Source organism: Ruminococcus albus AD2013 (genome assembly GCF_000526775.1).
Lineage (GTDB): Bacteria > Bacillota > Clostridia > Oscillospirales > Ruminococcaceae > Hominimerdicola > Hominimerdicola alba_A.
Genome location: NZ_JAGS01000001.1, coordinates 3,253,739 through 3,280,258 on the forward strand (window position 1 = coordinate 3,253,739; position 26,520 = coordinate 3,280,258).

General features: G+C 47.5%; 23 protein-coding genes. 13 read left to right on the forward strand and 10 right to left on the reverse strand.

Going from position 1 to position 26,520, the window contains the following annotated elements; all coding sequences use genetic code 11:
- Positions 1 to 79: 79 nt before the first annotated feature.
- Positions 80 to 1,279: an elongation factor Tu gene (gene tuf, locus N773_RS0114645; protein ID WP_024858491.1), complete on the forward strand. Its 1,200-nt coding sequence runs from the start codon at positions 80 to 82 to the stop codon at positions 1,277 to 1,279.
- A gap of 175 nt (positions 1,280 to 1,454) precedes the next feature.
- A complete protein-coding gene (locus tag N773_RS0114650) occupies positions 1,455 to 4,031 on the forward strand; it encodes a translation factor GTPase family protein (protein WP_024858492.1) in 2,577 nt (858 codons plus the stop codon).
- 424 nt (positions 4,032 to 4,455) lie between these two features.
- On the opposite strand, the gene N773_RS0114655 is transcribed toward N773_RS0114650, so the two are convergent.
- The 4 genes from N773_RS0114655 to dtd are packed head-to-tail and all read right to left on the reverse strand — an operon-like array spanning position 4,456 to position 6,859.
- A complete protein-coding gene (locus tag N773_RS0114655) occupies positions 4,456 to 5,145 on the reverse strand; it encodes a histidine phosphatase family protein (RefSeq protein ID WP_024858493.1) in 690 nt (229 codons plus the stop codon).
- Positions 5,117 to 5,917, reverse strand: coding sequence for a CPBP family intramembrane glutamic endopeptidase (locus N773_RS0114660; protein WP_024858494.1), 801 nt, complete (start codon positions 5,915 to 5,917; stop codon positions 5,117 to 5,119). The genes N773_RS0114655 and N773_RS0114660 overlap by 29 nt, the downstream gene beginning before the upstream one ends.
- Entirely contained in the window at positions 5,905 to 6,378 is a 474-nt protein-coding gene (locus N773_RS0114665; RefSeq protein WP_024858495.1) for a GNAT family N-acetyltransferase, read from the reverse strand. Before N773_RS0114665 ends, N773_RS0114660 begins: the two co-directional genes overlap by 13 nt.
- Before the next feature lie 19 nt (positions 6,379 to 6,397).
- Positions 6,398 to 6,859: a D-aminoacyl-tRNA deacylase gene (gene dtd, locus N773_RS0114670; protein ID WP_024858496.1), complete on the reverse strand. Its 462-nt coding sequence runs from the start codon at positions 6,857 to 6,859 to the stop codon at positions 6,398 to 6,400.
- A 240-nt stretch (positions 6,860 to 7,099) separates the two neighbouring features.
- Here dtd and N773_RS0114675 point away from each other — a divergent pair, with 240 nt between their 5' ends.
- Positions 7,100 to 7,717: a TIGR04100 family radical SAM protein gene (locus N773_RS0114675; protein WP_024858497.1), complete on the forward strand. Its 618-nt coding sequence runs from the start codon at positions 7,100 to 7,102 to the stop codon at positions 7,715 to 7,717.
- Positions 7,718 to 7,747: 30 nt separating this feature from the next.
- Complete coding sequence (thrB, locus tag N773_RS0114680) at positions 7,748 to 8,656, forward strand: homoserine kinase (protein ID WP_024858498.1); 909 nt, start codon at positions 7,748 to 7,750, stop codon at positions 8,654 to 8,656.
- A 361-nt stretch (positions 8,657 to 9,017) separates the two neighbouring features.
- Here thrB and pta read toward each other — a convergent pair whose 3' ends face one another.
- Positions 9,018 to 10,034 (reverse strand): phosphate acetyltransferase, encoded by a 1,017-nt coding sequence (gene pta / locus N773_RS0114685; RefSeq protein ID WP_024858499.1) that lies wholly within the window; start codon positions 10,032 to 10,034, stop codon positions 9,018 to 9,020.
- Between the two features lie 213 nt (positions 10,035 to 10,247).
- Between pta and N773_RS0114690 the strand changes: the two genes are divergently transcribed.
- The 5 genes from N773_RS0114690 to N773_RS0114710 all read left to right on the forward strand — a co-directional run bounded on the left by N773_RS0114690 (position 10,248) and on the right by N773_RS0114710 (position 15,605).
- The gene (locus tag N773_RS0114690) at positions 10,248 to 10,805 is read left to right on the forward strand and encodes a PH domain-containing protein (RefSeq protein ID WP_242840395.1); all 558 of its coding nucleotides are present in this window, start codon (positions 10,248 to 10,250) and stop codon (positions 10,803 to 10,805) included.
- 63 nt (positions 10,806 to 10,868) lie between these two features.
- Entirely contained in the window at positions 10,869 to 12,299 is a 1,431-nt protein-coding gene (locus N773_RS20330; protein WP_242840396.1) for a PH domain-containing protein, read from the forward strand.
- Between the two features lie 25 nt (positions 12,300 to 12,324).
- Positions 12,325 to 12,717 carry a hypothetical protein gene (locus tag N773_RS0114700; protein WP_024858501.1) on the forward strand — a complete coding sequence of 131 codons (393 nt, stop codon included), beginning with the start codon at positions 12,325 to 12,327 and terminating at the stop codon, positions 12,715 to 12,717.
- A 34-nt stretch (positions 12,718 to 12,751) separates the two neighbouring features.
- On the forward strand, positions 12,752 to 15,178 hold the full coding sequence (locus N773_RS0114705; RefSeq protein ID WP_024858502.1) for a chemotaxis protein CheA: 2,427 nt from the start codon (positions 12,752 to 12,754) through the stop codon (positions 15,176 to 15,178).
- Positions 15,171 to 15,605: a chemotaxis protein CheW gene (locus N773_RS0114710; RefSeq protein ID WP_024858503.1), complete on the forward strand. Its 435-nt coding sequence runs from the start codon at positions 15,171 to 15,173 to the stop codon at positions 15,603 to 15,605. The genes N773_RS0114705 and N773_RS0114710 overlap by 8 nt, the downstream gene beginning before the upstream one ends.
- Positions 15,606 to 15,651: 46 nt before the next feature.
- Here the strand turns inward: N773_RS0114710 and N773_RS0114715 are convergent, their stop codons facing one another.
- On the reverse strand, positions 15,652 to 16,509 hold the full coding sequence (locus N773_RS0114715) for a D-alanyl-D-alanine carboxypeptidase family protein (protein ID WP_024858504.1): 858 nt from the start codon (positions 16,507 to 16,509) through the stop codon (positions 15,652 to 15,654).
- A 297-nt stretch (positions 16,510 to 16,806) separates the two neighbouring features.
- On the opposite strand from N773_RS0114715, the gene N773_RS0114720 reads away from it, so the two are divergent.
- Genes N773_RS0114720 through N773_RS0114730 form a run of 3 tightly spaced genes read left to right on the forward strand, consistent with a single transcriptional unit; the run spans position 16,807 to position 18,893 of the window.
- Positions 16,807 to 17,919 (forward strand): bifunctional chorismate mutase/prephenate dehydratase, encoded by a 1,113-nt coding sequence (locus tag N773_RS0114720; RefSeq protein WP_024858505.1) that lies wholly within the window; start codon positions 16,807 to 16,809, stop codon positions 17,917 to 17,919.
- Between the two features lie 3 nt (positions 17,920 to 17,922).
- Positions 17,923 to 18,396 (forward strand): 2-C-methyl-D-erythritol 2,4-cyclodiphosphate synthase, encoded by a 474-nt coding sequence (gene ispF / locus N773_RS0114725; protein ID WP_024858506.1) that lies wholly within the window; start codon positions 17,923 to 17,925, stop codon positions 18,394 to 18,396.
- The gene (locus tag N773_RS0114730) at positions 18,393 to 18,893 is read left to right on the forward strand and encodes a GNAT family N-acetyltransferase (protein WP_024858507.1); all 501 of its coding nucleotides are present in this window, start codon (positions 18,393 to 18,395) and stop codon (positions 18,891 to 18,893) included. Before ispF ends, N773_RS0114730 begins: the two co-directional genes overlap by 4 nt.
- 70 nt (positions 18,894 to 18,963) lie before the next feature.
- On the opposite strand, the gene N773_RS0114735 is transcribed toward N773_RS0114730, so the two are convergent.
- From N773_RS0114735 to N773_RS0114750, 4 genes are all read right to left on the reverse strand, one after another.
- Complete coding sequence (locus tag N773_RS0114735) at positions 18,964 to 20,106, reverse strand: ABC transporter permease (protein WP_024858508.1); 1,143 nt, start codon at positions 20,104 to 20,106, stop codon at positions 18,964 to 18,966.
- Positions 20,093 to 21,223 carry an ABC transporter permease gene (locus N773_RS0114740; protein ID WP_024858509.1) on the reverse strand — a complete coding sequence of 377 codons (1,131 nt, stop codon included), beginning with the start codon at positions 21,221 to 21,223 and terminating at the stop codon, positions 20,093 to 20,095. Before N773_RS0114740 ends, N773_RS0114735 begins: the two co-directional genes overlap by 14 nt.
- A gap of 2 nt (positions 21,224 to 21,225) precedes the next feature.
- Entirely contained in the window at positions 21,226 to 22,176 is a 951-nt protein-coding gene (locus tag N773_RS0114745) for an ABC transporter ATP-binding protein (protein WP_024858510.1), read from the reverse strand.
- A gap of 209 nt (positions 22,177 to 22,385) precedes the next feature.
- Positions 22,386 to 23,621: a peptidylprolyl isomerase gene (locus N773_RS0114750; RefSeq protein ID WP_024858511.1), complete on the reverse strand. Its 1,236-nt coding sequence runs from the start codon at positions 23,619 to 23,621 to the stop codon at positions 22,386 to 22,388.
- Between the two features lie 313 nt (positions 23,622 to 23,934).
- Between N773_RS0114750 and polA the strand changes: the two genes are divergently transcribed.
- A complete protein-coding gene (gene polA / locus N773_RS0114755) occupies positions 23,935 to 26,505 on the forward strand; it encodes a DNA polymerase I (protein ID WP_024858512.1) in 2,571 nt (856 codons plus the stop codon).
- Positions 26,506 to 26,520: the final 15 nt, after the last annotated feature.

The window sequence follows — 26,520 nt, forward strand, 5'->3', positions numbered from 1 at the left end:
TATGTCAGATGAGCGTTCAGTATATCTGAACGCTGCGTCTGAACGAAGTATAAAATTTATTTTAAGGAGGAAAATTCCTATGGCAAAGGCACATTTTGAAAGAACCAAGCCCCACGTTAACATTGGTACCATCGGTCACGTTGACCACGGTAAGACTACCCTGACAGCTGCTATCACCAAGACACTGGCTATGAAGGGTCAGGCTAAGTTTGAGGCTTATGACATGATCGATAAGGCTCCCGAGGAGAGAGAGAGAGGTATTACAATCAATACCGCTCACGTTGAGTATGAGACTGATAAGAGACACTATGCTCACGTTGACTGCCCCGGCCACGCTGACTACGTTAAGAACATGATCACAGGTGCTGCTCAGATGGACGGCGCTATCCTGGTTGTTGCTGCTTCTGATGGTCCTATGGCTCAGACCAGAGAGCACATCCTGCTGGCTCGTCAGGTTGGCGTTCCTGCAATCGTTGTATTCATGAACAAGGCTGACCAGGTTGACGATCCTGAGCTGCTCGAACTCGTTGAGATGGATATCAGAGATCTGCTGAGCTCTTATGATTTCCCTGGCGATGATACTCCTATCATCGTTGGTTCTGCTCTGGCTGCTCTTGAAGCTCCCGATGACCTGAGCAATCCTGCTTATGAGCCTATCATCAAGCTGATGGACGCTGTTGACGAGTACATTCCTACTCCTGAGAGAGACGACGCTAAGCCTTTCCTGATGCCTGTTGAGGATACTATGACCATCTCCGGCCGTGGTACCGTTGTTACAGGTAGAGTTGAGAGAGGTGTTCTGAACACTGGTGAGACCGTTGAGATCGTTGGTCTGTCTGATGAGAAGCAGACCACAGTTGTAACCGGTATCGAGATGTTCAGAAAGACTCTGGATTCCGCTATGGCTGGTGATAACATCGGCGCTCTGCTCCGTGGTATCACAAGAGATCAGGTTGAAAGAGGTCAGGTTCTTTGTAAGCCCGGCTCCATTCACCCCCACACTAAGTTCAGCGGTCAGGTTTACGTTCTGAAGAAGGAAGAGGGCGGCCGTCATACTCCTTTCTTCAACAACTACAGACCTCAGTTCTATTTCAGAACAACTGACGTTACCGGTATCATCTCTCTGCCTGCTGACAAGGAGATGTGCATGCCTGGCGATAACGTAACTATGGATGTTGAGCTCATCACTCCTATCGCTATCGAGGAAGGTCTGCGTTTCGCTATCCGTGAGGGTGGTAGAACCGTAGGTTCCGGCGTTGTTACTGCTATCAACGAATAATTTTTAGCTTAACAAGCTTTCATAAAGACCGAGTCTTATGGCTCGGTCTTTTTTTGTATACTCGCAGTTGTTTGAAGACCTTTACTTTTTCAGCCAAATATGTTAAAATACTCTTAGTGCTGACCATGTGGGTCTGTGTGCAGGAATTTGAAAATGATAAGGCTGGTATAAATATATGAACAGAAAAGCAGTAATAGGCATACTCGCCCACGTTGACTCGGGAAAGACAACGCTTTCGGAGGCTATGCTTTATAAAAGCGGTGCGATACGCAAGCTGGGCCGTGTCGATCACAAGGACGCATTTCTTGATACTAACCCCATTGAGAGGGACAGGGGTATAACAATATTCTCCAAGCAAGCGGTTTTTGAGTACGGCGGTGTTGGATTCACTTTGCTCGATACTCCGGGGCACGTTGACTTTTCGGGGGAGACTGAGCGTACCCTGCGTGTGATCGATGCGGCTATCATCGTTATAAGCGGCACTGACGGTGTACAGCCTCACACAAAGACCCTTGCCCGCCTTCTTGAACGTTACGATATCCCCACATTTATCTTTGTCAATAAAATGGACATGGACGGTGCGCGTAAGGATTTCGTTATGAATTCCGTCACTGCCGCCATGGGTGACAAGTGCGTATCCTTCGCACAGCCCGCGGATGATCTGACAGAAGCACTCTCTCTGTGCAGTGAAGAAATGATGGAAGAATATCTGGAAAAGGGCGAAATTTCGGACAGTAATATAATTTCTGCCATTGCGCAAAGACGTCTGATACCTGTGTGCTTCGGTTCTGCACTCAAATTGGAGGGCATCGAAACTCTGCTTGACTGCATATCAAAGTACATACCTCTCCCCGAGGAAAGGGCTGAGTTCGGCGCGAAGGTCTATAAGATCACCGATGACAACGGCGCGAAGCTGACCCACATGAAGATCACGGGCGGAAGTCTTGCGGTGCGTGATGTGCTGACCTACACTGACCGTGATGGCGAGGAGATCAGCGAAAAGGTTGGAAGGATAAGAGTGTACAGCGGCGAAAAAGCCCGCAATGCAGAGGTGGTAGTTCAGGGAGAGGTCTGCGCTGTGCCCGCCCTTACCGCGACTTTCGCGGGGCAGGGTCTGGAATTTGAGCCCACAGATCCCGAGCAGATACTCGAGCCTGTGCTGACATACCGCGTCATTGCACCTAAGGAAGTTGACGAGCATACTCTTCTCAGCAGACTGCGGATACTTGAAGATGAAGACCCAACCATGGCTGTCAACTATAATGAACAGCTTCACGAGGTCACGGCGGCGCTGATGGGTGAGGTTCAGGCGGAAGTATTGAAACGCATTGTCAGCGAACGTTTCGGCATGGATATCGAGCTTGGCGAGGGGCGTATCGCTTACCGCGAGACAATCGCCGAGCCTGTTGACGGTGCGGGTCATTTTGAGCCCCTGCGCCATTATGCGGAAGTTCATCTGCGACTTGAACCCCTGCCGCGGGGCAGCGGTCTGGAATTTGACAGCGATTGCAGTGAGGATATCCTCAGCCGAAACTGGCAGAGGCTAATCCTGACCCACCTGAAAGAAAAGACCCACCGCGGCGTGCTGACCTGTTCGCCCATAACCGATATGCGCATAACCCTGACGGCGGGTCGTGCCCACCTGAAACACACCGAGGGCGGCGATTTCCGTCAGGCGACCTACCGTGCTGTAAGGCAGGGACTGCGCAAGGCGAAAAGTATCCTGCTGGAACCTTGGTACTCCTATCGTCTGGAGATACCTGCGGCAAACGTTGGCAGAGCCCTCACCGACCTCGACCGCATGGGGGCGCACACCGAACCTCCCGAGACCGATGGTGAAACTGCGGTACTGACAGGTACCGCCCCTGTATCCAAGCTCAGGTTCTACCACACCGAGGTGGCGGGCTATACAAAGGGTCTTGGCAGGCTTAGCTGTCGGGCGGCGGGATACGATGTCTGTCTTGATGCCGATGAAGTCATCGCCGAGATAGGCTACGATCCCGACAAGGACACCCACAATTACGCCGATTCTGTGTTCTGTTCCCACGGAGCGGGTCATGTTGTGCCCTGGGACGAAGCTGATGAGCAGATGCACGTCAGCCCCGAAACAGGCAGGCGGCAGTATCAGCAGGCGGAGGAAGTCCGCACCCGCGCGGCAGATTTTGTTCGCCGTGCAGTTGAGGACGAGGAACTCATGGCGATATTCGAGCGCACCTACGGTTCCATAAACCGCAAAAAGCGGGACGCTATGCGCACTCCGAAAGAAGCTGTGAAGACCAAGGCAAAGCCCAGACCTGTTCCCACAGGTCCCGAGTATCTTCTGGTGGACGGCTACAATATCATATTCGCATGGGATGAACTCAAAAAGCTGGCGGCAGAAAATCTCGACCTTGCCAGGAGCACGCTTATCAACCGCCTGAGCAGTTTTCAGGGCTGTCGGGGGTGCGAGCTTATTATCGTATTTGATGCTTACCGCGTGAAAGAGCCCGAGCATATCGACAAGTCGGGGAGCGTCAGCGTGGTATACACCAAGGAGGCGGAGACCGCTGATACCTACATCGAGCGCACCGCGCACCAGCTGGCTAAGGAGCACCGTGTCACGGTGGCGACTTCCGATGGGCTTGAGCAAGTGATAATCATGGGCTCGGGTGCAAGGAGAATGTCTGCCAGTGACCTGAAACACGATGTTGAAGCCTCTGAAAAGGCTGTCAGGGAATATATCGAAAAGCTCAACCGAAGGAAACTGAAATAGTTTTATGACTATCCCTTTGTCACACCACCACAAAGTGCTATATAACAATGAATCATCGTGTTGATGTTATCCCTCCCACCGCCGCAGGCGGGGGGAGGGATAACCGTAATAAATAGTTTTGTTAGAAGATTCACTTGTTAACAAAACGTTTACAATCATCTAGTCACTTTGGGTGATGTGCGTCGGGTCAAAATGGTATATAATACATACATAAGATACAGAGAACACAAAACACTCGGTATCGAACTTAATTTTGACATTACCACTTTTAACCCGACTTTATAAAAAACAACAAGATCAAGCTCAAAGGTTTTGGCCAAGGACCTCTGAGCTTGATTTTGTTTTATGCGGATCTTTTGACATAAAGCAACAGACTGTCAAAGAAACCAAAAGCAGCCATCTCATAGGGTGGCTGCTTATAGTATTATTTCGCACTCAGCTGTGTTCTTTCATGCTCTTTCAGATGATGGGTGTCATTGAAGGTGCATATCCTGAAATTTGCCTTGCTTCCGTATCTGTCATCGGTGCAGAGCTCCGTTAATGCAGTGAAGTCTGCATTGAAACCCTGCCATATTATCATCGGCGAGATATTCAGCAGATGTGCCGTCACTGCGCACATAGCCCCGAAATGGCAGAACATCGCTATGGTGTCATCGCACTTCTGCTTTACTTCGTAATGTCTGCCCTTTCGTATAAGACCGTACTTGGCAAGAACTTCGTCCACCCCTGTGTTTACAGCCAGTATACGCTCGCCCATTCCTGCCGCTTTCATGGCGGGGTGCTCATACCAGCCGTCCTTTTCATAAAGCTCGGGTATCTCCGTCCAGTAGTCGGGTGGTACATCCCAGACCATTTCCTTTTTGCCGCTCTCGGGATTATCCCACATAAGGTCGAACTCATGGAGCCAGTCGCAGACTTCCGCTCTGCTTTCGGGAAATTTTTTCAGCGTTATATCGCAGGTCTCCCGCGCCCTGCCCATAGGCGATACATAAAAAGCCTTTATATCTTCGCCTGCCAGCCTTTCCGCCAGAAGTTTTGCTTGTGCGATCCCCGCTTCTGTAAGGCAATCCTTAACATAATCAGGCTCACCGTGCCTGAGAATAAGTATCCTCATGTTTTCCTCCATATGGTGTGTTTTCCGTTTTTTCTTTTCTGATGAGAATTATAAGCGATACAACAAACATCACCGCATACGCCGCAGTTCTCCATGATAGCATTACAGAAAAGATCTCCGTTTCTCTCCATTCAATATAGTTCCCGAAATTGATGATGACATCATAAACAAAATGGAGTATCATCGGCAGTATTATATTACCTGTCTGCAAATATACCACCGCAAATGCAAAGCCGATCATACCCGTTTCTATGAATCTCGTAATATCCCAGCCTGTCAGTATATGTACTGCACCGAATATGACAGACGAAAACAGCGCAAACCCAAGTTTTATGGCAGTACCGCCTTTTGTATAACGGTATCCCTCACACATCAGTGCACGGAAAAGTATCTCTTCATAAAATCCCGTAGTCAGCTGCTGCAATATCACCCGCGATATCAGCAGACCCGCAGTGAGTCCTGTTACAGCTTTTGCGCCTATGCAGAACGATGCCGCAGTATATACAAAAAATATCAGAAATCCCGCCGATGCTGCAAATGCCGATTTGGGATCATTGAATCTGAATACATCCTTTGCGTCTTTGTCATAAAGTTTTTTAAGCAGATACAGCACCACCAGCCCGAACACCAGTCTCAAAGCACTGCTGAAAATATACCACGGTGTCCCTTTGAGAAAATTCAGTACTACGATCAGCGATATCGAACAAAATACCGCCGCTGTCAATGATCCTGCCGCTATACCGCAGATACGTTTATCCTTCAGCACTCCCATACCATTATATACTCCTCTTCATTTTCGCCGACTATCTCAAAGCCGACTTTTCTGTACATCTTCACTGCGTAATTCGCTTTCTGCACCGCCAGCGATGCCCTCGAAAATCCTGCATTTTTCAGGACTTCCAGCATCTTCATCATAAGTTCGGTGCCTATGCCCTGCCCGCGGTATTCCTTGTACAGCGATATCGCAAATGAGGGCGTGTCATCATCGATATGACCGTAATCATCCATTATCCTCGTCCATACTGCCCCGACTATCCTGCCGTCACATTCGGCGCACAGCGCAAAGTCGCCCATGCGTGTGCCGAAATTTTCAACATATACCTGCAATTCGGGGCGCTTGATTATATCCTTAGACGGCGGTTCTACCCCCTCGGGGATAAATATCGCCTCATACAGAAAATCTTCAAGCGCAGTATATTCGCTTTTTTCAAGAGTTCTGATCTTGTATGCCATCGTACCTCCGCATAGTTTTTTATCTGAGTATCTCTCCGTCCACACATTCTATCATCACCGTGAAAGGCCCGTCATTTTCAAGGCTGACTTTCATATCCGCCCCGAATATGCCTTTTTCCACCTTACCGTTTATTCGGTCATCACAGCATTTGCAGAAATACTCGTAAAGTTCATTCGACCTTTCGGGTGCGCCCGCATTTACGAAAGAGGGACGGTTTCCCTTGTGGCAGTCCGCATACAGCGTGAACTGACTGACGCAGAGTATATCCCCGCCTACATCGTTCAGCGCAAGATTTGTCTTGTCGTTCTCGTCTGCGAATATCCTCAGCTTGCATATCTTCTCAGCCAGCTTTTCACAATCCTTTTCATCGTCACCGTGACCTGCGCCCATCAGTATAAGGAAACCTTTTCCTATCTCGCCGACAACCTTGCCGTCAACTGCAACACGCGCATAATTTACGCGCTGAATAATTACCTTCATACATTCACCTCAATGATATATTGACCGTGTGCTATCCGCACAGCGGTCGATTTTCTTAATGTCAACACACCTTAGTTTAGCACACTTTAAAAAAAATTGCAATACTCGCACAAAGCACAAAACGCCCACGGCTAAATGCACCTCTCTGGCACTTTCAGCGCTCCAGGGCTTCCGTCAGGGCTTTACTTTTGTATCAGAATGTGCTATACTTAAATCATGAAATATATCGGAGGGATAAAAATGAAAAAGACAGCTATGACCATATCCTATGAGCTGTGGGGTAAGCTTTATCTGAATATCACAAACAAATGTCCTTGTGCTTGTACGTTCTGCCTGAGACAGAACGATGACGGCGCTTACGGTTCCGACCCGCTGTGGCTGGAACATCAGCCTGACTATGATGAGGTCATTGAAAACCTTAAAACACGCGACCTTTCATCTTACAAGGAGATAATATTCTGCGGTTACGGCGAGCCTACAAGCGAGCTGGATATACTGCTGAAAACGGCTGAATATATACGCTCGGTATGCGATACTCCCATAAGGCTCAACACAAACGGTCTGGCAAACCTTATACACGGAAGAAAGACCGAGCAGGATTTCAAGGGACTTATAGATACTGTTTCCATCAGCCTTAACGCTTCGGACAGCAAGGCTTATATGGCGATAACCCGTCCTAAGTGGACAGACAAGGACTGCTTTGCGGAGATGCTTTCATTCGCTGAGACCATGAAAAAGTATGTGCCAAATGTTATACTCACGGTAGTGGACGTTATCGGCGAAGAGGAGATAGCGAAGTCGCAGGCTGTTGCTGACAGCATAGGCGTAACGCTGAGAGTACGCCCCCTTGAAACATAATGTGACCCTTTTTGGAAATGAGGAAGTAAAATGATAAACATTAAAATACCCGCAACCTCGGCTAACCTTGGTGCGGGTTTTGATGCGCTGGGACTTGCGCTTAATTACTACAACTATGTGGAGATGGAGGAGAGCGATGTTATAGATATAGCTTCATCTGACGATATCCCTGTTCCCTGTGATGAGAGAAATCTGATATATCTTTCAGCTAAGGATCTATATGCCGTATGCGGCAGGAAGCTGGAGGGTCTGAAACTTCGTCAGACCAACAATATCCCCATGGCAAGGGGACTAGGCTCGTCTTCAGCCTGCATAATCGCGGGTCTTGTGGGTGCTAACAGGATGCTTGGCGACCCGCTGACAAAGGACGACCTTGTTGACCTTGCGGCACAGATAGAGGGTCACCCTGATAATACTGCCCCTGCACTGCTGGGCGGTATCGTTACGGCTGTATTCGATGGCAGAAAGGTACACTGGGTAAAGCAGGAGGTATACACAAAGCTGAAATTTGTGGCTATGATACCTGATTTTGAGTTGAAGACCGAGGAAGCCCGTGCTTGTCTGCCAAAGGAAGTATCCCACAAGGATGCTGTGTACAATCTTTCGAGAGCGGCACTGTTTTCGGCTTCACTGCTGACGGGCAAGTTTGAAAATCTGCGCACGGCGGTACATGACAAGCTTCATCAGCCTTACAGAATGGAACTTATACCCGGGTGCAGAGAGGTATTTGATATCGCTTATACACACGGCGCATACGCAAGCTACATAAGCGGTGCGGGTCCTACCGTGATGTCGATAGTTGATGTTGAAAATACGTATTTTGCAGGCAAGATGAAATTCTCGCTGGACAATGCGGGACTTGGCGGCTGGCAGGTAAAGGAACTTGCCATCGACAATGACGGTACTGTTCTGGTAGATTCTCATATTAAACGACATTAATTTCAAGACATTCAGCGCTCACGTCGGCAAAAAGCTCAGCTTCCGCGAGCGCTGAATGTAGAAATTAAATGTCGTTTAATATAATACGAAAATATACGGCCGTATCCGTTGGGGTACGACCGTATTTTTTATTAAGCTTTGGAAAGATATTCCCGAGCGCTTAGTGCAATGTAAAACCGCTGTTTTTACGTTCGTATGTTTTCGTAAATGTTCGTATGCTTTGGTATCCGTTGGTATACTTTCGTATCGCTTCGTAAAAGCACGATGACCTCATGATACGTGGTCATACAAAACAGCCATAAAGAAGTCTGCCGACCTCTTTATGGCTGTTGTCATACGTTATTATAAAACTATCTTACTATCAAGCCATGCCTGCGGTGATGATAGCCATCTTGTAAACTTCATCAGCGTTGCAGCCTCTTGAGAGGTCGTTGATAGGAGCGTTCAGACCCTGGAGGATAGGACCGTAAGCCTCATAGCCGCCGAGTCTCTGAGCGATCTTGTAGCCGATGTTGCCTGCCTCGATAAGAGGGAAGATGAATGTGTTAGCCTGACCTGCAACCTTGCTGTCGGGGCACTTGGTCTTTGCAACCTCTGCGGATACAGCAGCGTCGAACTGGAATTCGCCGTCGATAACGAGATCGGGGTCGATGTTCTTAGCTTCGATAACAGCATCGTGGCTAAGCTGAACAGTGCCGCCCTTGCCTGAACCGTAGGTGGAGAAGCTCAGTACAGCTACCTTGGGGTCGATGCCGAAGTATGCAGCTGTTCTTGCAGTCTCAACTGCAACCTCACCCAGCTGTCTTGCAGCGGAAAGAACTACGTTGCCTTCCTTGTCAAGTCTGTCGGTATAGCCCAGGTTGATAGCGCAGTCGCCCATAGCTATCTTCTCTTCCTTGCCGTCCTTCTCTCTGAAAAGGATGAAGGAGGAGCTTACCAGGTTGCTGCCCTTCTTGGTCTTGATGATCTGGAGAGCAGGTCTTACTGTATCAGCGGTGGAATAAGTAGCGCCGCCCAGCAGAGCATCAGCCTTGCCTGCCTTAACGAGCATTGTGCCGAAGTAGTTGGACTTCTTCAGTGCAGCTCTTACTTCTTCCTCTGTCATCTTGCCTTTTCTCAGCTCAACCATCTGAGCAACGAGAGCGTCCATCTCGGGATAAGTCTCGGGATCGAGTATCTCAGCAGCGTCGATATTGAAGCCGCCTGCCTTAGCAGCAGCCTTTACATCGTCAACATTGCCGCAGAGTATAACGCCCATCAGACCCTCTTTCAGAAGTCTGTCAGCAGCGTTGAGTATACGGGCATCGCTGCCCTCGGTGAATACGATAGTTTTCTTTTCAGCCTTGAGATTAGCTATCAGCTTATCAAACATTCCCATAATTTTACAACCTCCATGAGAAAAATAAAAATTTACCTTATGATTATAACACAATTTTCTGCAAAAGTAAAGATACCGAGCGCATTTTTTCGCATAAAACAAAAGACATTGGCGATATCGGCTCATAAGATCTATGGCTCGACAATAAAGTATGTAATCCCCTAAACTAATTAAAATTTTTTTTGCTTTTGTACTTGTAAAGCAGGGTGAAATGTGTTATACTTAATATGTATAACTATCGGCACAGGCGGGAAAACGATAAAAGTATACAGTCACGATAACGTAGGAGCAGGAGATATGAAGATCTACAAGCTTTCAAAAAGACCGCTGGCGCTTATATATGCGCTGCTGGGTGCTATACTTTTTTTCATCAGGTTCGCGCTTAATCTGGTGCTTGACCTTGTGGAGAAGTATGCACATATACACAGCAATTTTGCGGATTACTATGTATTGCTGCCTTTGTGGGTCATAGCGGCGCTTTTTGCGGTGCTGGTGCTTCCGTTTTATTTCCATAAGGCGAGATACACTGTGTCTGACAAAGAGATAACCGCAAAAAGCGGGCTTTTTATAACATCAAAACAGTTCATGCTGACTTCTTCGGTGAAATCGGTGACCTGCATACTTCTGCCATTGGGCAGGCTGACGGGTATGAACTTTATAATACTCAACGCTCTGGGTTCGCGGCTGGTGATACCCTTTCTGGGCAGGCGCGACGCTGAAGAGATAGCAAATCTGGTAAACAATTCTATCAGGAGCAGGATAGACGAATGAAAGACGAATACAAGGGCATACGCGGTTTTTTTCAGGCGACGGCAGCACCCTGTAAAGATCATAATGTATATCGCAAAGTATCTCTGGCTGCTGCTGATACCTCTGGCGAAATACCTTATCGCGACACAGTTCGATTTTGAAAGCTGGGTAAAGACAAACTGGGTGGATATACTTACCCTTTCGGTGATATTCGGATACGGCATACTGCGGTGGGTGTTCATATATTTCGAGATAGAAGAGGACAGCATAATCGCTCACACGGGGTATTTCGGCATTGAAAAGACACAGGTGTATTTCAGCGAGATGTCTTCAATGTCCCTGTGTCAGGGGTATATATTCAGGCTGCTGGGAGCCTGTACGGTATATATCGATACCGATGCAAAAAGCATACAAAGCGCGGATATCAGGCTGGATATCAGCCAGAAGCAGGCGTTTCGGATATACGAACTTGCAACGCAGAAATGCCGTAGCAAACCAAAGTATATTTTCAACACTCAGAAGAGAAGTCTGTTGATATTTTCACTGCTTTTTTCATCTACCCTTTCGGGGATGCTGCTGACGCTGACTTTCATATATCAGGCGTACAGGATAGTCGGGCGCGAGATAGAGGAAGAATTTCTGGCAAAGGTGAACACCCAGCTTGAAAAAATGACACTGCATATACCGAAGTATCTGATAGTTGCCGCACTGGCAGTAGCGGGCAGCTGGTTTGTCTCCTTTGTATCCAACCTTATGCGGCACTGGGGATTCAGCTGTACCAGATGTGCGGATATGCTGCTGATAAGCAGCGGCAAGGGCACAAAGCGGCGGCATATCATAATGCGCGAGAGGATAAACTATATCGACTATCAGCAGTCCATGTTAATGAAGATCTTCGGGATATGTTCGGTGCAGGTACACTGCACGGGCTACGGCAAGCGCAGGCTTGAACTTTCGGCACTTGTGCCCATAACCACGAATTCTTCGGCGGAAACATCTGTAAGGCTGCTTATGCCGAATATGCCGACGGTGGGCTATGATGTGCGCACCGGTCTGGGCGATGTCAGGAGATTTGTGACTATACCGCTGCTGATATGTATGCTGCCGGGAGCGTTATATGAATTCCTTTGCAGGCTGATACCGCGCTTTGAGATGGTAGTAAAAACTATCCCCGACTGGAAAAGCGCTTTGACCAATCTGGCGGTGATATCAATGGTGCCGCTGGTATGGCTGGTCATAGTAAAGGTAAATGCGGCATTCAATACGGCTGTGGGCTTTGAGGGCGGACACTGTATGCTTTCCTATTGCAGATACTACCGCTTTCATAAAGCATCTGTCAGGATGGACAGGATAAGCAAGATAAAGATAACCAGAAATCCATTTCAGCGTATGAACGGTACTTGTCACCTTTATGTGTATACCTCTGCGGAGGGTTCAAGCTGCCATGTGGTAAGGGGTCTGAATTATGAGAGACTCACTGCTGCGATGGCTAAGGCAGGCATTATCGACCCGTGATGATATCGGGAAAAGGAGAGGGACTATGGAAGAATATTCTGTAAAGCTGAAAAAACTTACGGACGGTACTTTCTATAATGCCGTTGTAACGGAGGAAGATAACGGTGAAGTGCTGAAGTTCAAGGCGGAAATCGGCGGCAGAAATTACGTTGGTGGAGACGAGGACTATTATACGGCTTTCAGAAAGCTGAGGGACGTTCTTCTCACTGCGGGGTACGGTATGTGCTGTGCAGGGGCAATGGTGAACGCTTTGCAGTCGGGCATGATGGCGGGGAGTGACAGGGTATATCTTGTCAGGATGGGAGAAAAGCCATCTGTGAAAGACGCGGCGGGTATATTCGACCCTGCGGATCTGGAAATATTCCCCGACAGCAAAGCACAGGAGATATACACAGAGAGATTCTTTGATTCGATATGATGAAAAATATATGAAAAACGGGCGGTGATACGATATGCCAAAATTTGATGAGAGCATGGAAAGCATGGTCGATACCTTTTTGTTTGAAACGGGGGAACTGCTTGAAAACCTTGATGAGATACTCATGCGTGCTGAACAGGCGGAAGAGATATCCATGATAGAGGAGAGCGACATCGCGGAGATATTCCGAACCATGCACACGATAAAGGGTTCGGCGGCGATGATGGGCTTGCAGAATATGTCTACCCTTGCCCACGCGATGGAGGATATGTTCTTTATAATACGCGAAAAGACCTATGTGCGCACTGACAAGGCGGCGCTGTTCGACCTGCTTTACAAGAGCAGTGATGCGCTGAAAGCCGAGCTTGAAAATCTTACCGATGAGGATATACCGCTTACTGACTTTTCGGAGATGATAGGGCATATACACGACTTAGCGGCGTTCTTCAAGGGAGAGGGCGGAAATACCGAGGAACAGAGCGATGATGTTCCTGCTGATATCTTTGATGATAACGAACCTGCGGATATGCTGACTTACAAGCTGATATATGACGATGCCTGTCAGATGCCGTCAGCAAGGGCGATAGTGCTGATACGCAAGCTTGGGGCTTTTGCGGAGGTGTGCAGGACTATACCGCCTGATATGGACGATGATAATGCCGATGGTCAGATAAAGAACGCGGGGCTTTACATAAAACTTGTGACAGATGACCGCAACGCTGTTGAAAAGATGATATCAGCGGCGCTGAATGTTGAAAACTTTGAGCTGTTTACCAGAGACAAGCTGAAAGCAAAGTCAGGCGGTGAGAAAGGCGGCAATAATGAGATAAGTATACCCGAAGGAGTATTCCTGCCCGATGACGGTGATGAATTGCTGACATACAGGGTGACATACAGTGAAAGCTGTGCTATGCCATCGGCAAGGGCGATAGTCCTGCTTAGAAAGCTGGGTGCTGTATCGGAGGTCTGCCGTACTCTTCCGCACGATATGGATGCCGATGATGCTGATGATGCTATCAAAAAGAACGGTCTTTACATAAAGCTTATCACTGACGACACCGCCGCTGTTGAGAAGATGCTGCAAAGCGGTATCAATGTTGAAAGCGCGGTCAAGGTAGATAAGTCAGATGCGGAAAAGGAAGCGCCAAAGGCAGGAGCCGCAGAAAAAGCGGAACCACAGAAGACGGAGAATAAGGCGGAAACACAGGCGGAGCACTCTCCGAAGCCTGCAGCCAAGGCGCAGAAAAAAGAACACAAGGAACAGAGTATGCTGACAGTCAAGCTGGAAAAACTTGACAAGCTGCTTGAACTTGTTTCGGAGATAGTAATAACCGAGAGTGCTGTTACTTCCTCACCCGACCTGAGAGAACTTGATACCAACCTTGACCGCTTCAATAAATCTTCCCGCGAACTTAAAAAGCTGACGGATGAATTGCAGGACGTTGTTATGTCACTGCGAATGGTGCCTGTATCTACTGCTTTCCAGAAGATGAACAGGGTAGTGCGTGATATGAACAATACCCTGAAAAAGAATGCCAATCTGGTTTTCAGGGGCGAGGATACCGAGGTGGATAAATCCATAATAGATATGCTGGGCGACCCTCTGATGCATATTGTAAGGAACGCTGTTGACCACGGTATCGAAACTCCCGAGGAAAGGGCGGCTTCGGGCAAGAAAAATCCGCCTACAGTAACCCTGAGTGCGGGGTATGAATCCAATGAAGTGGTTATATCATGCAAGGATAACGGCGCAGGCATGGATGCGGCAAAGATAATGGCAAAGGCGAAAAAGAACGGTCTGCTGACAAAGCCCGAGAGCGAATACACCGAAAGGGAGATATTCAATTTTGTTGTTGCCGCGGGATTTTCAACCAACGAAACAGTGACCCAGTACAGCGGACGCGGTGTCGGCATGGACGTTGTAAAGCAGAACATCGAAAAGGTGGGCGGCAAGCTGACAGTCAACTCAAAGCTGGGCAAGGGCAGTACCTTTACCATAAGGATACCGCTTTCTCTTTCGATAGTTGATGTGCTTAGCGTTGAGATAGGCAGCAGCAACATATCCATACCTGCATTGTCGGTCAGAGAGGCATTCTCATGCACGGCTGAAAATGTTATCACCGACCCCGACGGAAATGAGTTCGTATATCTCAGGGACAAGTGCCTGCCGCTGATAAGGCTTGGTGAGAAGCTTCAGCTTAATACGGACATAACCGACCCCACAGAGGGAATATGCATATACTGCCGCGAGGGTGCTTATGAAGCCGTACTGCTGGCTGACAGTATAGTATGCGATCAGCAGGTGGTGGTAAAGCCTTTCTCGCCCCTGCTTGACGGACTTCATCTTAAAGAAGCGGGTCTTGCGGGCTGTTCGATACTTGGTGACGGCAGCATTACGATAATACTTGATATGCTCTCACTGCTTGGCGGAGAAAAAGGGGAGGAGACTTCAAATGGCTGATATTTACGAACTTCTTGACAACGGCGGTCAGCTGCTGACCTTTTTCGCAGGCGGGGAATATTACGGATTTTACATCCTCAGCGTAGCGGATATCATTGAAATGCCGGAATTCACCGTGATACCAACAGCGCCGCCCTATGTTCTGGGGCTGATGAACCACCGCGGCAAGGCTGTGCCTGTTATGGATCTCAGACTTCGTCTGGGACTGCCACAGGGGGAGTATGATGAAAGAAGCTGTGTTGTAGTTATTGAGGTCAACACTATGCAGTGCGGTCTTGTGGTGGACAGAGTCAGTGATGTTGAAAACATAACTGCCGATATGATAGCACGTTCTCCTGCTGATGCGGGACTGGTAAAGGGCTTTGTTATCCGCGATGACAAACCTAAGATATCTATCCTCGACCCAGGGGCTGTTGCAAGGATATAAAAATACGGACGGCAAGCTTTACGCTTTCCGTCCGCTGTTTGTTATATCAGTGATAGTAGGAATCTATACCCAGATACTCTTCAAGGCACAGACCTGAAGCAGTTATCTTTTTTGCAAGATCTTTGCCGACATACCTGACGTGCCATGGTTCATACATAAAGCCTGTCTTATCCTGCTTGCCATAGGGGTAGCGGATTATGAATCCGTATTCGGTGCAGTGCGCGGCTATCCACTTAGCTGCGGGGGTGCCGTTGAAATTACTGCTGGCGTCGTTGATATCTATGGCAAGTCCCGTCTGGTGCTCGGAGTGTCCCGGTCTTGCGGAGTATGTATCAGCAGCCCACTGACCGTCCCTGTTTACGTAGCTCCAGTAAAGCTGGCTCTGATAGGAGTAGCTTCTGAATCCCGAACATATCCACAGTGATATGCCGTCATTCCATGCGGCAGCCTGCATATTGTTGAAAGCTTTCTGGGTCTCAGCTGTAAGTCCGTTGCCGTAGTTCTCGGGGAGAGCGTAGCTCTTGTTGACAACGAGTATACCATCGACGTATGTAACTCCGTTCCTGACCTCGATAACAGGACCTTCGGGTTCAGGCTCGGGAGGCGGTGTGGGTTCGGAACCGTCGAGATAACGCTTTCCCTTTACAAAGGCTGCGAGCCTTGTGAGATCCGTCGTGTTTACGGAACCGTCGCCGCTTACATCTGCCGCTGTAAGTGCATCTGCGGAAAGCATCTTTTTGCCCTTTACATATGCCGCGGTGAGGGTTATATCGGTTATGTTGACCTTGCCGTCACCGTTGACATCGCCGTTGCCCGCTGCTGCAAACGCGCACATCGTGCCTGTGATGACTGCCGCTGTAACTGCCGCAGCCGTTGAAATGATAAGTTTTGTTCCTTTTTTCATTTTCTATGCCTCCATTATCAGATTTCCCATTTTAGGGATATTTTACAAGGTCGCCCTTTTGTGCTTGTTCAGATATATTATACATCATATTAACATTTATGTCAATAATTATTCTTTTCTATCCTTCGGCAGGGGAGAGAATACTGCCCATCAAACGGCTTATCAGCATGGTATGTCAGCGGGATAACCGATTCTATTCAAAATCGAATAAGGTGTTAAATTAGGCAAAGCTATTGCAAAATCTTTTGAAATGTGGTAAAATAAGGGGTAAGAATTATATTGACGCAGGTGATAAATATGGATCTGAATGATATCAGAGCAGAGATAAATGAAGTAGATAAACAGCTTCAGGAGCTTTTTTCAAAGCGTATGGAGCTTTGCGGACAGGTGGCGGATTATAAGATAGCTAACGGACTTCCCGTTTTTCAGAAAGACAGGGAAAAGCAGGTGATAGCGAATGTGACGGAGGGTGCACCCGAGGGTCTTCAGGGTGCCACAAGGGTGTATTTCCAGACGATGATGGATATATCAAAATGTCTGCAATACCGCAAAATGTTCGATAATACTGGCTTTATACCTTTCAAGAAGCTTGATCTTTCGGGCAGGCACAGGGTGGCTGTACCCGGAACTTTCGGTTCGTATAACCACATAGCGTGCAGTGAGCTTTTTGAGGACGCTGACACTATGTTCTTTGATAACTTTGAGGAGATATTCAAGGCAGTATCGGCAGGTGCGGCTGAATTCGGTATACTGCCGATCATCAATTCGACTGCGGGTTCTGTGGTGCAGACTTACGAACTCATGCGTCAGTACGATTTCAAGATATGTGCACAGGCAAAGCTGAAGATATCCCACTGCCTTGCGGCGCGAAAAGGCGTAAGGATTGAGGATATACACGATATATATTCACATGAACAGGCGCTCAGGCAGTGTTCCGACCTGATAAACAGGGGCGCGTACAAGGCGCACAGTTTCTCGAATACGTCACTTGCGGCTTGCTATGTAAAGGAAAGCACCGAGCCCTGTGCGGCGATATGCTCGGAAAAATGTGCAGAAGACCTGGGTCTTGAGATACTCCGCAGAAGCGTGCAGAATGCGGCGGAGAATTACACAAAATTCATACTCATTTCCCATGAGACATTCAAGGCAGATAACGCCGATACCATATCGGTTTGTCTGGCACTTCCTCATCAGTCCTCGTCCCTTTACAGACTGCTGACAAAATTCTCCGTTGCGGGTCTTAATATGACCATGATAGAAAGTATGCCCATCGCCAACACGGAGTTTGATGTTATGTTCTATCTGGATTTCAAGGGAGATATCGGCAAAAAGGAAGTCACAACGCTCCTCAGTGAGCTTTCACATGAACTGAGCTATTTCAAATTCTTAGGCAACTATAAGGAGGTATAAGATATGCGTATTGGTCACGGCTATGATGTTCACAGGCTTGTCGAGGGAAGAAAGCTTATCCTCGGCGGTGTTGAGATACCCTATAAATTTGGTCTGGATGGTCATTCTGATGCAGACGTTCTCGTCCACGCGCTGATGGACGCTCTTCTCGGGGCGATGGCACTGGGTGATATCGGTCAGCATTTCCCTGATACCGACCCTGATTACAAGGGCGCGGACAGCCTTAAACTATTGGACAGGGTAATGGAATATGTTGATGACAGCAACTATGTTTTCTCAAATGCCGATATGACCATATGCTGTCAGTCTCCGAAGCTTGCACCTTACATAATGGATATGCGCGAAAATATAGCTGACACCATCGGCTGTGATATCTCGCAGATATCCATAAAAGCTACTACCGAGGAACATCTTGGCTTTACAGGCAGCGGCGAGGGCATATCGGCTACGGCAGTTGTACTGCTTGAAGACGTATGATGCGTTTCAGACCCTATAAGTCCTGTGATGCTGAAAAGATAGTCAGCTGGACAAAGGACGAATATTCTTTCAGACAGTGGTCATCTGACAGGTTCGGAGATTTTCCGCTGACGGCAGATGAGCTTAACAGCTACTATGCCGATTACAGGGATAATGACCGCCATCTGGAATTTACAGCATATGATGAGAAAGGCATCTGCGGACACATGATAGTTCGCTTTACCGATGAGGAAAAGAAAACCGCCCGCTTCGGCTTTGTCATCGTTGACAGTGAAAGGCGGGGACAGGGGCTCGGCAGAAAAATGCTGGAGCTTGCGAAAAACTATACCCGCGATTATCTTCTTGCTGATAAGATAACACTCGGGGTATTTGAAAATAATCCCGCGGCGCTTAAATGCTATAGCGCGGCAGGGTTCAAGGAAGTCGGTACCGAGGACGGATATTACAGCTATCATGGCGATGAGTGGAAATGCATCGAGATGGAGTTTATTTTCTGAACTATAAGGATATATAATACAGGCAGATACTTCACGCACGAAGTATCTGCCTTTCCTATTTTCCGATATATTAAAGTTCTGCCGAGCGTAGCTTTGTCTTGTAAAGCAGTGTGGTGATAATGCCCAGCGCAACTGCAAATCCTGCCTCGATAAGCAGATACTGCACAGCCTTGGATGAGTTGAAGATCGCCGCACCTGTCAGCATATCACTTACCTTGATATACCAGAATGCGGGGAGAAATCTGCCTATGGATATCACTGTTTTGCCCAGCATAGCCTGGGGTACGAATACGCCGCACATGAAACTCATGAACAGACTTATAACATTGCAGGCGAGGTTAACTGTCTGCTGTGATGGCAGCAGCATTGATACCAGTACAGCTATGAATGCCGATACTACCGCAAATATCCCGCTGTTTACGAGATTCAGCCAGCCCATGCCGCTGTATGCACCGTTTTCCATCAAAGCTCCTGCCACCATGAACAGCACCCATATCGCCAGCACATAGATAACGCTTCCGAGGAGTATCTGCATCATGAAAGATGTGGGGCGTACAGCCGAGCAGTTTGTTCTGAAACGGACTTCCTTTTTGTTTATGGACATCATAACAGGCGAGAGCACAGATATCATAAGCGAAAGGAGTATATAAGGCAGATATCTGAAAAATCCTTTCCCGCTTTCAAGACCATTTGCATTTCCCGCTTCTGATGATATCATACTTACCTCGGTGTTTGTATCCATGGCGGCAGCGGCGTTCTTCACAGCGGTCTCCGTGTCATCGCCCGCAGCTTTGCAGGCTCTGACACAGCTTACATATTCATCAAGAAAACTGCTCATATATGCAACGCTGTAACTTTCGTAAACGTGCTGACTTTTGAAAAGTCCTTCCGTCGCTCCGTCAGCAAGGTTTTTGGCATAGCCCTCGTTTATAGTAAGAAAATAGTCCACCGTGCCGAAAAACAGCGCGTCTTTTATATCCATCTTTGAAGTTACTATATCGTGCTTTGTGCCGATATACTCGATGAGTGCCTTACTTTCTGGGGTATTATCGTTGTCGGCTATGACTATTTTCAGCCTGCTCTCGGTGAATTTTTCATCTGTACTGCTGCTGAAGAGGAAACCTATACAAAGTGCCATAAATGCTATGGTGAACAGTATTATCAGTTTTGTCTTTTTTTTGAGTATGAGCATGAACAGCTTAAATACTTGCATACTTCTTCCTCCTTGTGAAAATAAATCCGATAGCCGTGAATATCGCTGTCATTGCTGCCAGTGTCAACATTTTGCCGATGAATCTTTCATAGCCACTATCGATATTAAGGTAGTAGAAACTGTCGCATATCACCGCAGAGGGATTCAGTTCGTTCAGCAGGGGCAGTTTTTCCATGATGACGGGCTTTATCTCGGCTACCATAAGTCCGCTGAGGAAATTTCCGCCCAGTGATACCGTCATTGCCACTGCGTTCTTTTTTTCATAGCTGCCCTTTACCAGCGAAGCTATCATGTATCCCATTGAAGTACCTGTTATACTGCCAAGTATGCCGCCTGCGTATACCAGCGGAAGTCTGTTGCCGAAACCTATCTTCAGCACGAAGGCGAGGAATGATACGCTTATCACCATGCATACAGCACTCACCGCCCAGCTGCCCAGCAAAACGGCAAGCGTACTTATCAGCTTAGGCGTTGGCGAACAGCATTTTCTTGCCCCGAGAGGGGACTGGTCAGCTTCTGTCGCTGTTACTACCGAAAGTCCTGTTACCGAACTGCAGGCAGCTACCATCGCAAGCAGATTGTAGAAATAAGTTATGTATCTGTCTGTGCTTGAAGCTTCTATCGGTTCTTCGTCAAGCACTTTTATCTCATCTGACATTGCCTTTGTCATGGCGGGTATCTTTGATGGGTCTTTCTTCGCGGTATCCGTTATCAGCTTTTCTTGTGTAAGATATCTGTCCGTGAATGCTTTCAGGATAGTTTCTTCCATATCCGAACCCGCTACCGTAAGGCTTATGGTGTCATCAACGAAAATGATACCCTCGATATCGCCTTTGATAAGAAGTTTTTCAGCTTCTTCTTTATCGGTATATCTTACTTTCAGCAGGGGGTCATCACCCTCGGATACGCCTTTTATTACCTCGCGGAATATGCTGTTCTCCTTTGTTTCGACTACCGCTGTGGGTATGACCTTGAAACTGAACTGCTTTTCAGTCAGTCCGTTGAAAGCCAGTTTGAACAGTATACCCATTACCATGGGGAAGAGTATGAGCCATAATATCAGTTGTTTTGCTCTCAGTGTCGAGATGATGAAGTATTTGAATTCGTTGAAAAACATCATCATTCCCCCTTGTCTCTCAATGCCTTGCCTGTTATCTCAAGAAATACATCGTTGAGGGTTGGCTGTTCGGTGGTTACTCTGCCGATGTGGACATCATGCTCCTGAAGAATTTCGAGGACTCTTATAAGGTTGTGCTTGCCCCCCGAACATGATACCGTCAGTGTGCCATCTTCGACTTCGGAACTGTAAATATGAGGAAGTGAGCGTATCTCGGAAAGCACCTCATCGGGCAGTTCGTGGAGAGTCACTTTTATAGTCTCTGTGTTCTTTATCATCGCCGTGAGTTCTTCCTTTGTACCCTCGGCTATCTTTTTGCCCTTGTCCATTATAGCGATTCGTGTGCATATCTGCTCAACTTCTTCCATGTAATGGGAGGTGTATATTATCGTAGCACCATTGCGGTTCAGTTCCGCTATACCCTCGAGTATCTTGTTTCTGCTCTGGGGGTCTACTGCTACCGTGGGTTCATCAAGGATTATAAGCTTCGGCTTGTGGGCGATGCCGCAGGCGATGTTCAGTCTTCTCAACAGACCGCCCGAAAGCTTTTTGGGGCGGAACTTTCTGAAATCTTCAAGCCCCACGAATTTAATAGCTTCTTCGACGTACTGCTTTCTCTGTTCCTTGTCGGTGATGTAGAGTCCGCAGAAATAGTCGATATTCTCCTGCACTGTCAGTTCATCATATACCGCCACATTCTGCATTATAACGCCGATATCTCTTTTGATATCGTAAGCGGTGGGGCTCATATCCTTGCCGAATATCTGTATTGTTCCCTTATCGTAGGAAAGCAGAGACAGCAGACAGTTGATAGTTGTAGTTTTTCCCGAACCGTTAGGTCCCAGAAGCCCGAATACCTCACCCTGCTTTATCTCCAGAGCCAGATGATCCAGCGCGATGAGTTCACCGTATCTTTTTACAAGACTGTCTATTTTTATAACCGTATCAGTCATATCATTAACCTCCGTAGTTTTTGTTGTTTTCTTTCATTGTCTGTATTATATCATACTCCGCCTGCGGTTTGTAGTGTCGCCCATCACTTTGTTATGTGACAAATGTCATTTTGTGATGGGGAATTTCCTGAAAAATAAAAACCGAAGCCGACTTCATTAAGTCAGCTTCGGTATTATGATCGCTATTCGCTTTTATTGAAAAATGCTCATCAGGTTATACTGTCAAAAGTAAGCTTATCCCAGACACTGCAGTAAGTAACAGTCATCGCATCCATTGTTTCGGTGAACTTCTCCTGTATCTTAGGCTGATCGTTTGTGGCGATCATCTTGTCCATATTCTCCTTGATGTAGTCCGCATCAGGCTCAAGACGCTTTACGATGAAGTAACCGTAAGTGCCGTCCTCAACAAGTTTGTCCGATACCTGACCGGGTTCAAGAGAGAACGTCTCGTCGAGCAGAGCCTTGGGGAATCCGCCTGTGTTGTCACGGCGCATATAGTAGCCATTGCCAGGGTTTTCATCAAGCTCGATATCCCAGCCGTATTCTTCGATCAGCTTGGAGAAATCCTCGCCGTCCTTTACACGCTGGAGCGCTTCCTCGGCAACGGTCTTAGCCTTTTCTGCCGCAGCTGTTTTAGCATCGGCATCAAGGGCATTGTAAGCTGAGTTTTTTGCACTTATCTTCTGGGAAAGTGTCATATCATCGTAGGTGGCAGCAGTGCTGTCATCAAGTTCAACCTGCGCATAGAAAGGCACCATTATGTGTACCTCGTGTGCATACTCCTTGGGGTCATTTACAAGCTTCAGGAAATCTTCTTCGGTGGTAGCATACTCGCCGCCCTTTTCAAACAGCGCAGCCATTACCTTGTTGTAGGTCTGTGCCCTTACGAACATCTTTACCAGCACGTCATATGTAAGGTGAGATCTCTGGATCTCCTTTTCAAACTCTTCTTCGTTAGCGTAACTTTCCTTGCTTTTTTTCACATTGCCATCAATGACTTTCTGATCTTCGTCGTCAAGCTCGATGTTGTGGTCTGCCGCAAGCTTGTCAGTAACAAGTTCATTTTTTATGGAACTTATGACATACTCAAGGAACTGCTGATAAGTCTCCTTATTATCCCTGAGAGCTTTTTCGTCGATACCGAACTGCTCGTACTGTGAAAGAGCCTGGAAATAATAGAATCTGAATTCGTCGAATGTGATGTCTATACCGCTGATATTGCACATAACATAATCAGTGGTATCTATTTTCTCGCCGTCAACTGTCAGCGAAGCCACAGGCAATACTTCCTGCTGCTCGGGACCTGCTGCCTCGTCCTCGTTAGCGGTAGTCTCGGAACTGTTCTTTTCTTTATCTTTTTTATTGCTTTTTTTATTGCTGCATCCTGCCATCGAGCCTGTGCATATCGCCATAGCCAGCAGAACAGCCATCATCTTTTTTAACATGGATATCTTTCCTTTCCTCACAGCGTATATTATACGCATACGGATCTGTTTTCAAAGTAACACATGGTACATTATAAAACATTTATGTGATGGATTTGTGTTTTAATTTGAAATATTCTGTTTTATCCTACTGACACACCATATTGATCGGTGTTATATCGGAACATGAAATACCTGGCAATTATCCTTATTATAGCACTTTGCAGTGGTGTACTAAAGGGATAACTACAATATATATCGATCCTGCTTGCATGATGGCGAGTAATGTGGTATAATATAACAGAACATTGTTAACAAACCGGGAGGTATACAGATGAAACTGCTTTGTATAGACGGCAACAGTATAATGAACCGCGCATTTTACGGCATACGCATACTCACCAACTCAAAGGGCATATGCACCAATGCGCTAACGGGATTCATGAATATATATCTTAAAGAAATAGAAGAGGTACACCCCGACTGCGTGGCTGTGGCTTTTGACCTTAAAGCACCCACATTCAGGCATAAGGCGAATGCGTCATACAAGGCTAACCGCAAGGGTATGCCCGATGAACTCGCACAGCAGATGCCACTTATAAAAAAGCTTCTCGGACTCCTCGGCATAAAGACTGTGGAGTGTGAGGGCTATGAAGCCGATGATATCCTCGGTACACTCTCAAAAGCTGCTGCTGACAGCGGTAATGAGTGCTATATCCTTACAGGTGACCGCGACAGCTTTCAGCTTGTCAGCGAAAGGGTGACAGTCCGCCTTGCAGGCACAAAGGAGACCAAGATATATACCCCCGACCGCATTATGGAAGAATACGGCGTATCACCCCGCCAGATGATAGAGGTCAAGGCGCTGATGGGCGATACCTCGGATAATATCTCGGGCGTAAAGGGCATAGGCGAAAAGACCGCCCTGAATCTTATCCAGCAAGCAGGTACTGTTGAAAACCTCTATTCCGACCTTGATAAATTCACGATAACCAAGGGCAACCGCGCAAAGCTTGAAGCAGGACATGATGATGCTATCGACAGCCATTTCCTTGCAGAGATATGCCTTGAAGCTCCCGTTGAAAAGGACACCGCGGCTTACAAATTAACTGCTCCCGATGCAGTCGAAGCTAAAGCTTTCCTCACCGAGCTTGAAATGCTCAGACTGATGGAAAGACTGAAACTCACAGGTGCGGACAGCAAGTCAGCCGATACGGGTGAGGAGACCAAAATAAAGCTCAAAGACCTGCCCAAGTACAAAACAGGTCTTCCCCTGAATGATGATGCCATCGCTCAGATGACCGAGGGCAAAAAATCAGCCTTTATCTTTGACGGCAATAAATTGCAGGTGTTCTTTGATGACAAGGCGTATGCCGTAGCTTTCGGCGACTGGGATTTCGACGGCATAGTCCTGAAATATTTTGAGAGCGACTGTGAAAAGACTGCTTTTGAGGGCAAAAAAGCCCATAGATTTGCCTTTGATAACGGCACAAGGCTGAACGGTCTTACATTCTGCTGTGACCTTGCAGGATATCTGCTGAATTCTCAGGCAGGGGAGTACACTGTCGAAAATCTCTGCCTGACCTATAAGGTCACTTACCGCTCGGATATGGGCGATTTCGCAGATATATGCTCACTGCTACCGCTTGCAGAAAACCTTAAATTACAGCTTGAACAGACCGAGATGCTCAAACTCTTCAACGATGTGGAAATGCCCCTCTGTGAAGTTCTAGCATCTATGGAGCATTACGGTGTCCGTGCAGATACAAACGGTATACGTGAGTTCGGCAAATGGCTGAAAAAGGATATCGAAGCCCTCACTAAGCAGATATACGACCTTGCAGGCGGCGAATTCAATATCGCATCACCGAAACAGCTGGGCGAAGTCCTCTTTGAAAAACTGGGACTTCCCGCAAAGAAGAAAACCAAGTCGGGCTATTCCACCAACGCCGAAGTTCTTGAAGAACTTGCCGACAAGCACCCTATTGTACGCCTTGTGCTTGAATACCGCACCCTTACAAAACTTAGCTCCACCTATGTTGACGGTCTGCTGAAAGAAGTAGAATCCGACGGCAGGGTACACAGCGTATTCAAACAGACCGAGACCCGCACGGGACGTATAAGCTCCACCGAACCCAATATGCAGAATATCCCCGTGCGCAAGGAGATAGGACGCAATATGCGTAAATTCTTCGTTGCGGGTGAAGGCTGTACTCTTCTCGATGCCGATTACAGCCAGATAGAACTCCGTGTACTGGCGGCAGTATGCGGCGATGAGAATATGAGAAAAACTTTTGAAGAGGGCACGGATATCCATGCCATGACAGCTTCACAGGTATTCGGGATACCCGCCGATATGGTGCTCCCCGAAATGAGATCAGCCGCAAAGGCAGTAAACTTCGGCATCATCTACGGTATCGGAGCATTCTCACTATCCAAGGATATAGGTGTCAGCGTGGCAGAAGCCAAGCAGTATATCAAGAACTATCTCGATAACTTCCCGAAGGTATCACAGTTCATGGATAAGACAGTAGAGGACGGCATAAAGAACGGCTATGTCACCACCATATTCGGCAGACGCCGTTATATCCCCGAACTTTCAGCTACCAATAAAGTCATGCAGGCATTCGGAAAGCGTGCCGCTATGAATGCCCCGATACAGGGCGCGGCGGCGGATATCATCAAGATAGCCATGGTAAAGGTCTACCAGAGGCTGAAAGAAGAAAAGCTGGATGCAAGGCTGATATTACAGGTACACGATGAACTTATTATCGAAGTAACCCCCGAGGATAAGGACAGGGCTTCCGCCGTGCTGAAAGAAGAGATGGAAAATGCAGTCAAGCTTTCGGTGCCTATGGAGGTATCCGTCGGCGAGGGCGAAAGCTGGTATCTTGCAAAGGGCTAATACCCACGAAAGGTC

Excerpts from the sequence above, each read along its gene's own strand:
- polA (WP_024858512.1), top strand. The coding sequence starts at position 23,935 with ATGAAACTGCTTTGTATAGACGGCAACAGTATAATGAACCGCGCATTT.
- N773_RS0114745 (WP_024858510.1), bottom strand. The coding sequence starts at position 22,176 with ATGACTGATACGGTTATAAAAATAGACAGTCTTGTAAAAAGATACGGT.
- N773_RS0114720 (WP_024858505.1), top strand. The coding sequence starts at position 16,807 with ATGGATCTGAATGATATCAGAGCAGAGATAAATGAAGTAGATAAACAG.
- N773_RS0114735 (WP_024858508.1), bottom strand. The coding sequence starts at position 20,106 with ATGCAAGTATTTAAGCTGTTCATGCTCATACTCAAAAAAAAGACAAAA.
- N773_RS0114705 (WP_024858502.1), top strand. The coding sequence starts at position 12,752 with ATGCCAAAATTTGATGAGAGCATGGAAAGCATGGTCGATACCTTTTTG.
- N773_RS0114665 (WP_024858495.1), bottom strand. The coding sequence starts at position 6,378 with ATGGCATACAAGATCAGAACTCTTGAAAAAAGCGAATATACTGCGCTT.
- N773_RS0114740 (WP_024858509.1), bottom strand. The coding sequence starts at position 21,223 with ATGTTTTTCAACGAATTCAAATACTTCATCATCTCGACACTGAGAGCA.
- N773_RS0114730 (WP_024858507.1), top strand. The coding sequence starts at position 18,393 with ATGATGCGTTTCAGACCCTATAAGTCCTGTGATGCTGAAAAGATAGTC.
- tuf (WP_024858491.1), top strand. The coding sequence starts at position 80 with ATGGCAAAGGCACATTTTGAAAGAACCAAGCCCCACGTTAACATTGGT.
- ispF (WP_024858506.1), top strand. The coding sequence starts at position 17,923 with ATGCGTATTGGTCACGGCTATGATGTTCACAGGCTTGTCGAGGGAAGA.
- N773_RS0114655 (WP_024858493.1), bottom strand. The coding sequence starts at position 5,145 with ATGAGGATACTTATTCTCAGGCACGGTGAGCCTGATTATGTTAAGGAT.
- N773_RS0114650 (WP_024858492.1), top strand. The coding sequence starts at position 1,455 with ATGAACAGAAAAGCAGTAATAGGCATACTCGCCCACGTTGACTCGGGA.
- dtd (WP_024858496.1), bottom strand. The coding sequence starts at position 6,859 with ATGAAGGTAATTATTCAGCGCGTAAATTATGCGCGTGTTGCAGTTGAC.
- pta (WP_024858499.1), bottom strand. The coding sequence starts at position 10,034 with ATGGGAATGTTTGATAAGCTGATAGCTAATCTCAAGGCTGAAAAGAAA.
- N773_RS0114675 (WP_024858497.1), top strand. The coding sequence starts at position 7,100 with ATGAAAAAGACAGCTATGACCATATCCTATGAGCTGTGGGGTAAGCTT.
- N773_RS0114750 (WP_024858511.1), bottom strand. The coding sequence starts at position 23,621 with ATGTTAAAAAAGATGATGGCTGTTCTGCTGGCTATGGCGATATGCACA.
- N773_RS0114715 (WP_024858504.1), bottom strand. The coding sequence starts at position 16,509 with ATGAAAAAAGGAACAAAACTTATCATTTCAACGGCTGCGGCAGTTACA.
- thrB (WP_024858498.1), top strand. The coding sequence starts at position 7,748 with ATGATAAACATTAAAATACCCGCAACCTCGGCTAACCTTGGTGCGGGT.
- N773_RS20330 (WP_242840396.1), top strand. The coding sequence starts at position 10,869 with ATGTATATCGCAAAGTATCTCTGGCTGCTGCTGATACCTCTGGCGAAA.
- N773_RS0114660 (WP_024858494.1), bottom strand. The coding sequence starts at position 5,917 with ATGGGAGTGCTGAAGGATAAACGTATCTGCGGTATAGCGGCAGGATCA.
- N773_RS0114700 (WP_024858501.1), top strand. The coding sequence starts at position 12,325 with ATGGAAGAATATTCTGTAAAGCTGAAAAAACTTACGGACGGTACTTTC.
- N773_RS0114710 (WP_024858503.1), top strand. The coding sequence starts at position 15,171 with ATGGCTGATATTTACGAACTTCTTGACAACGGCGGTCAGCTGCTGACC.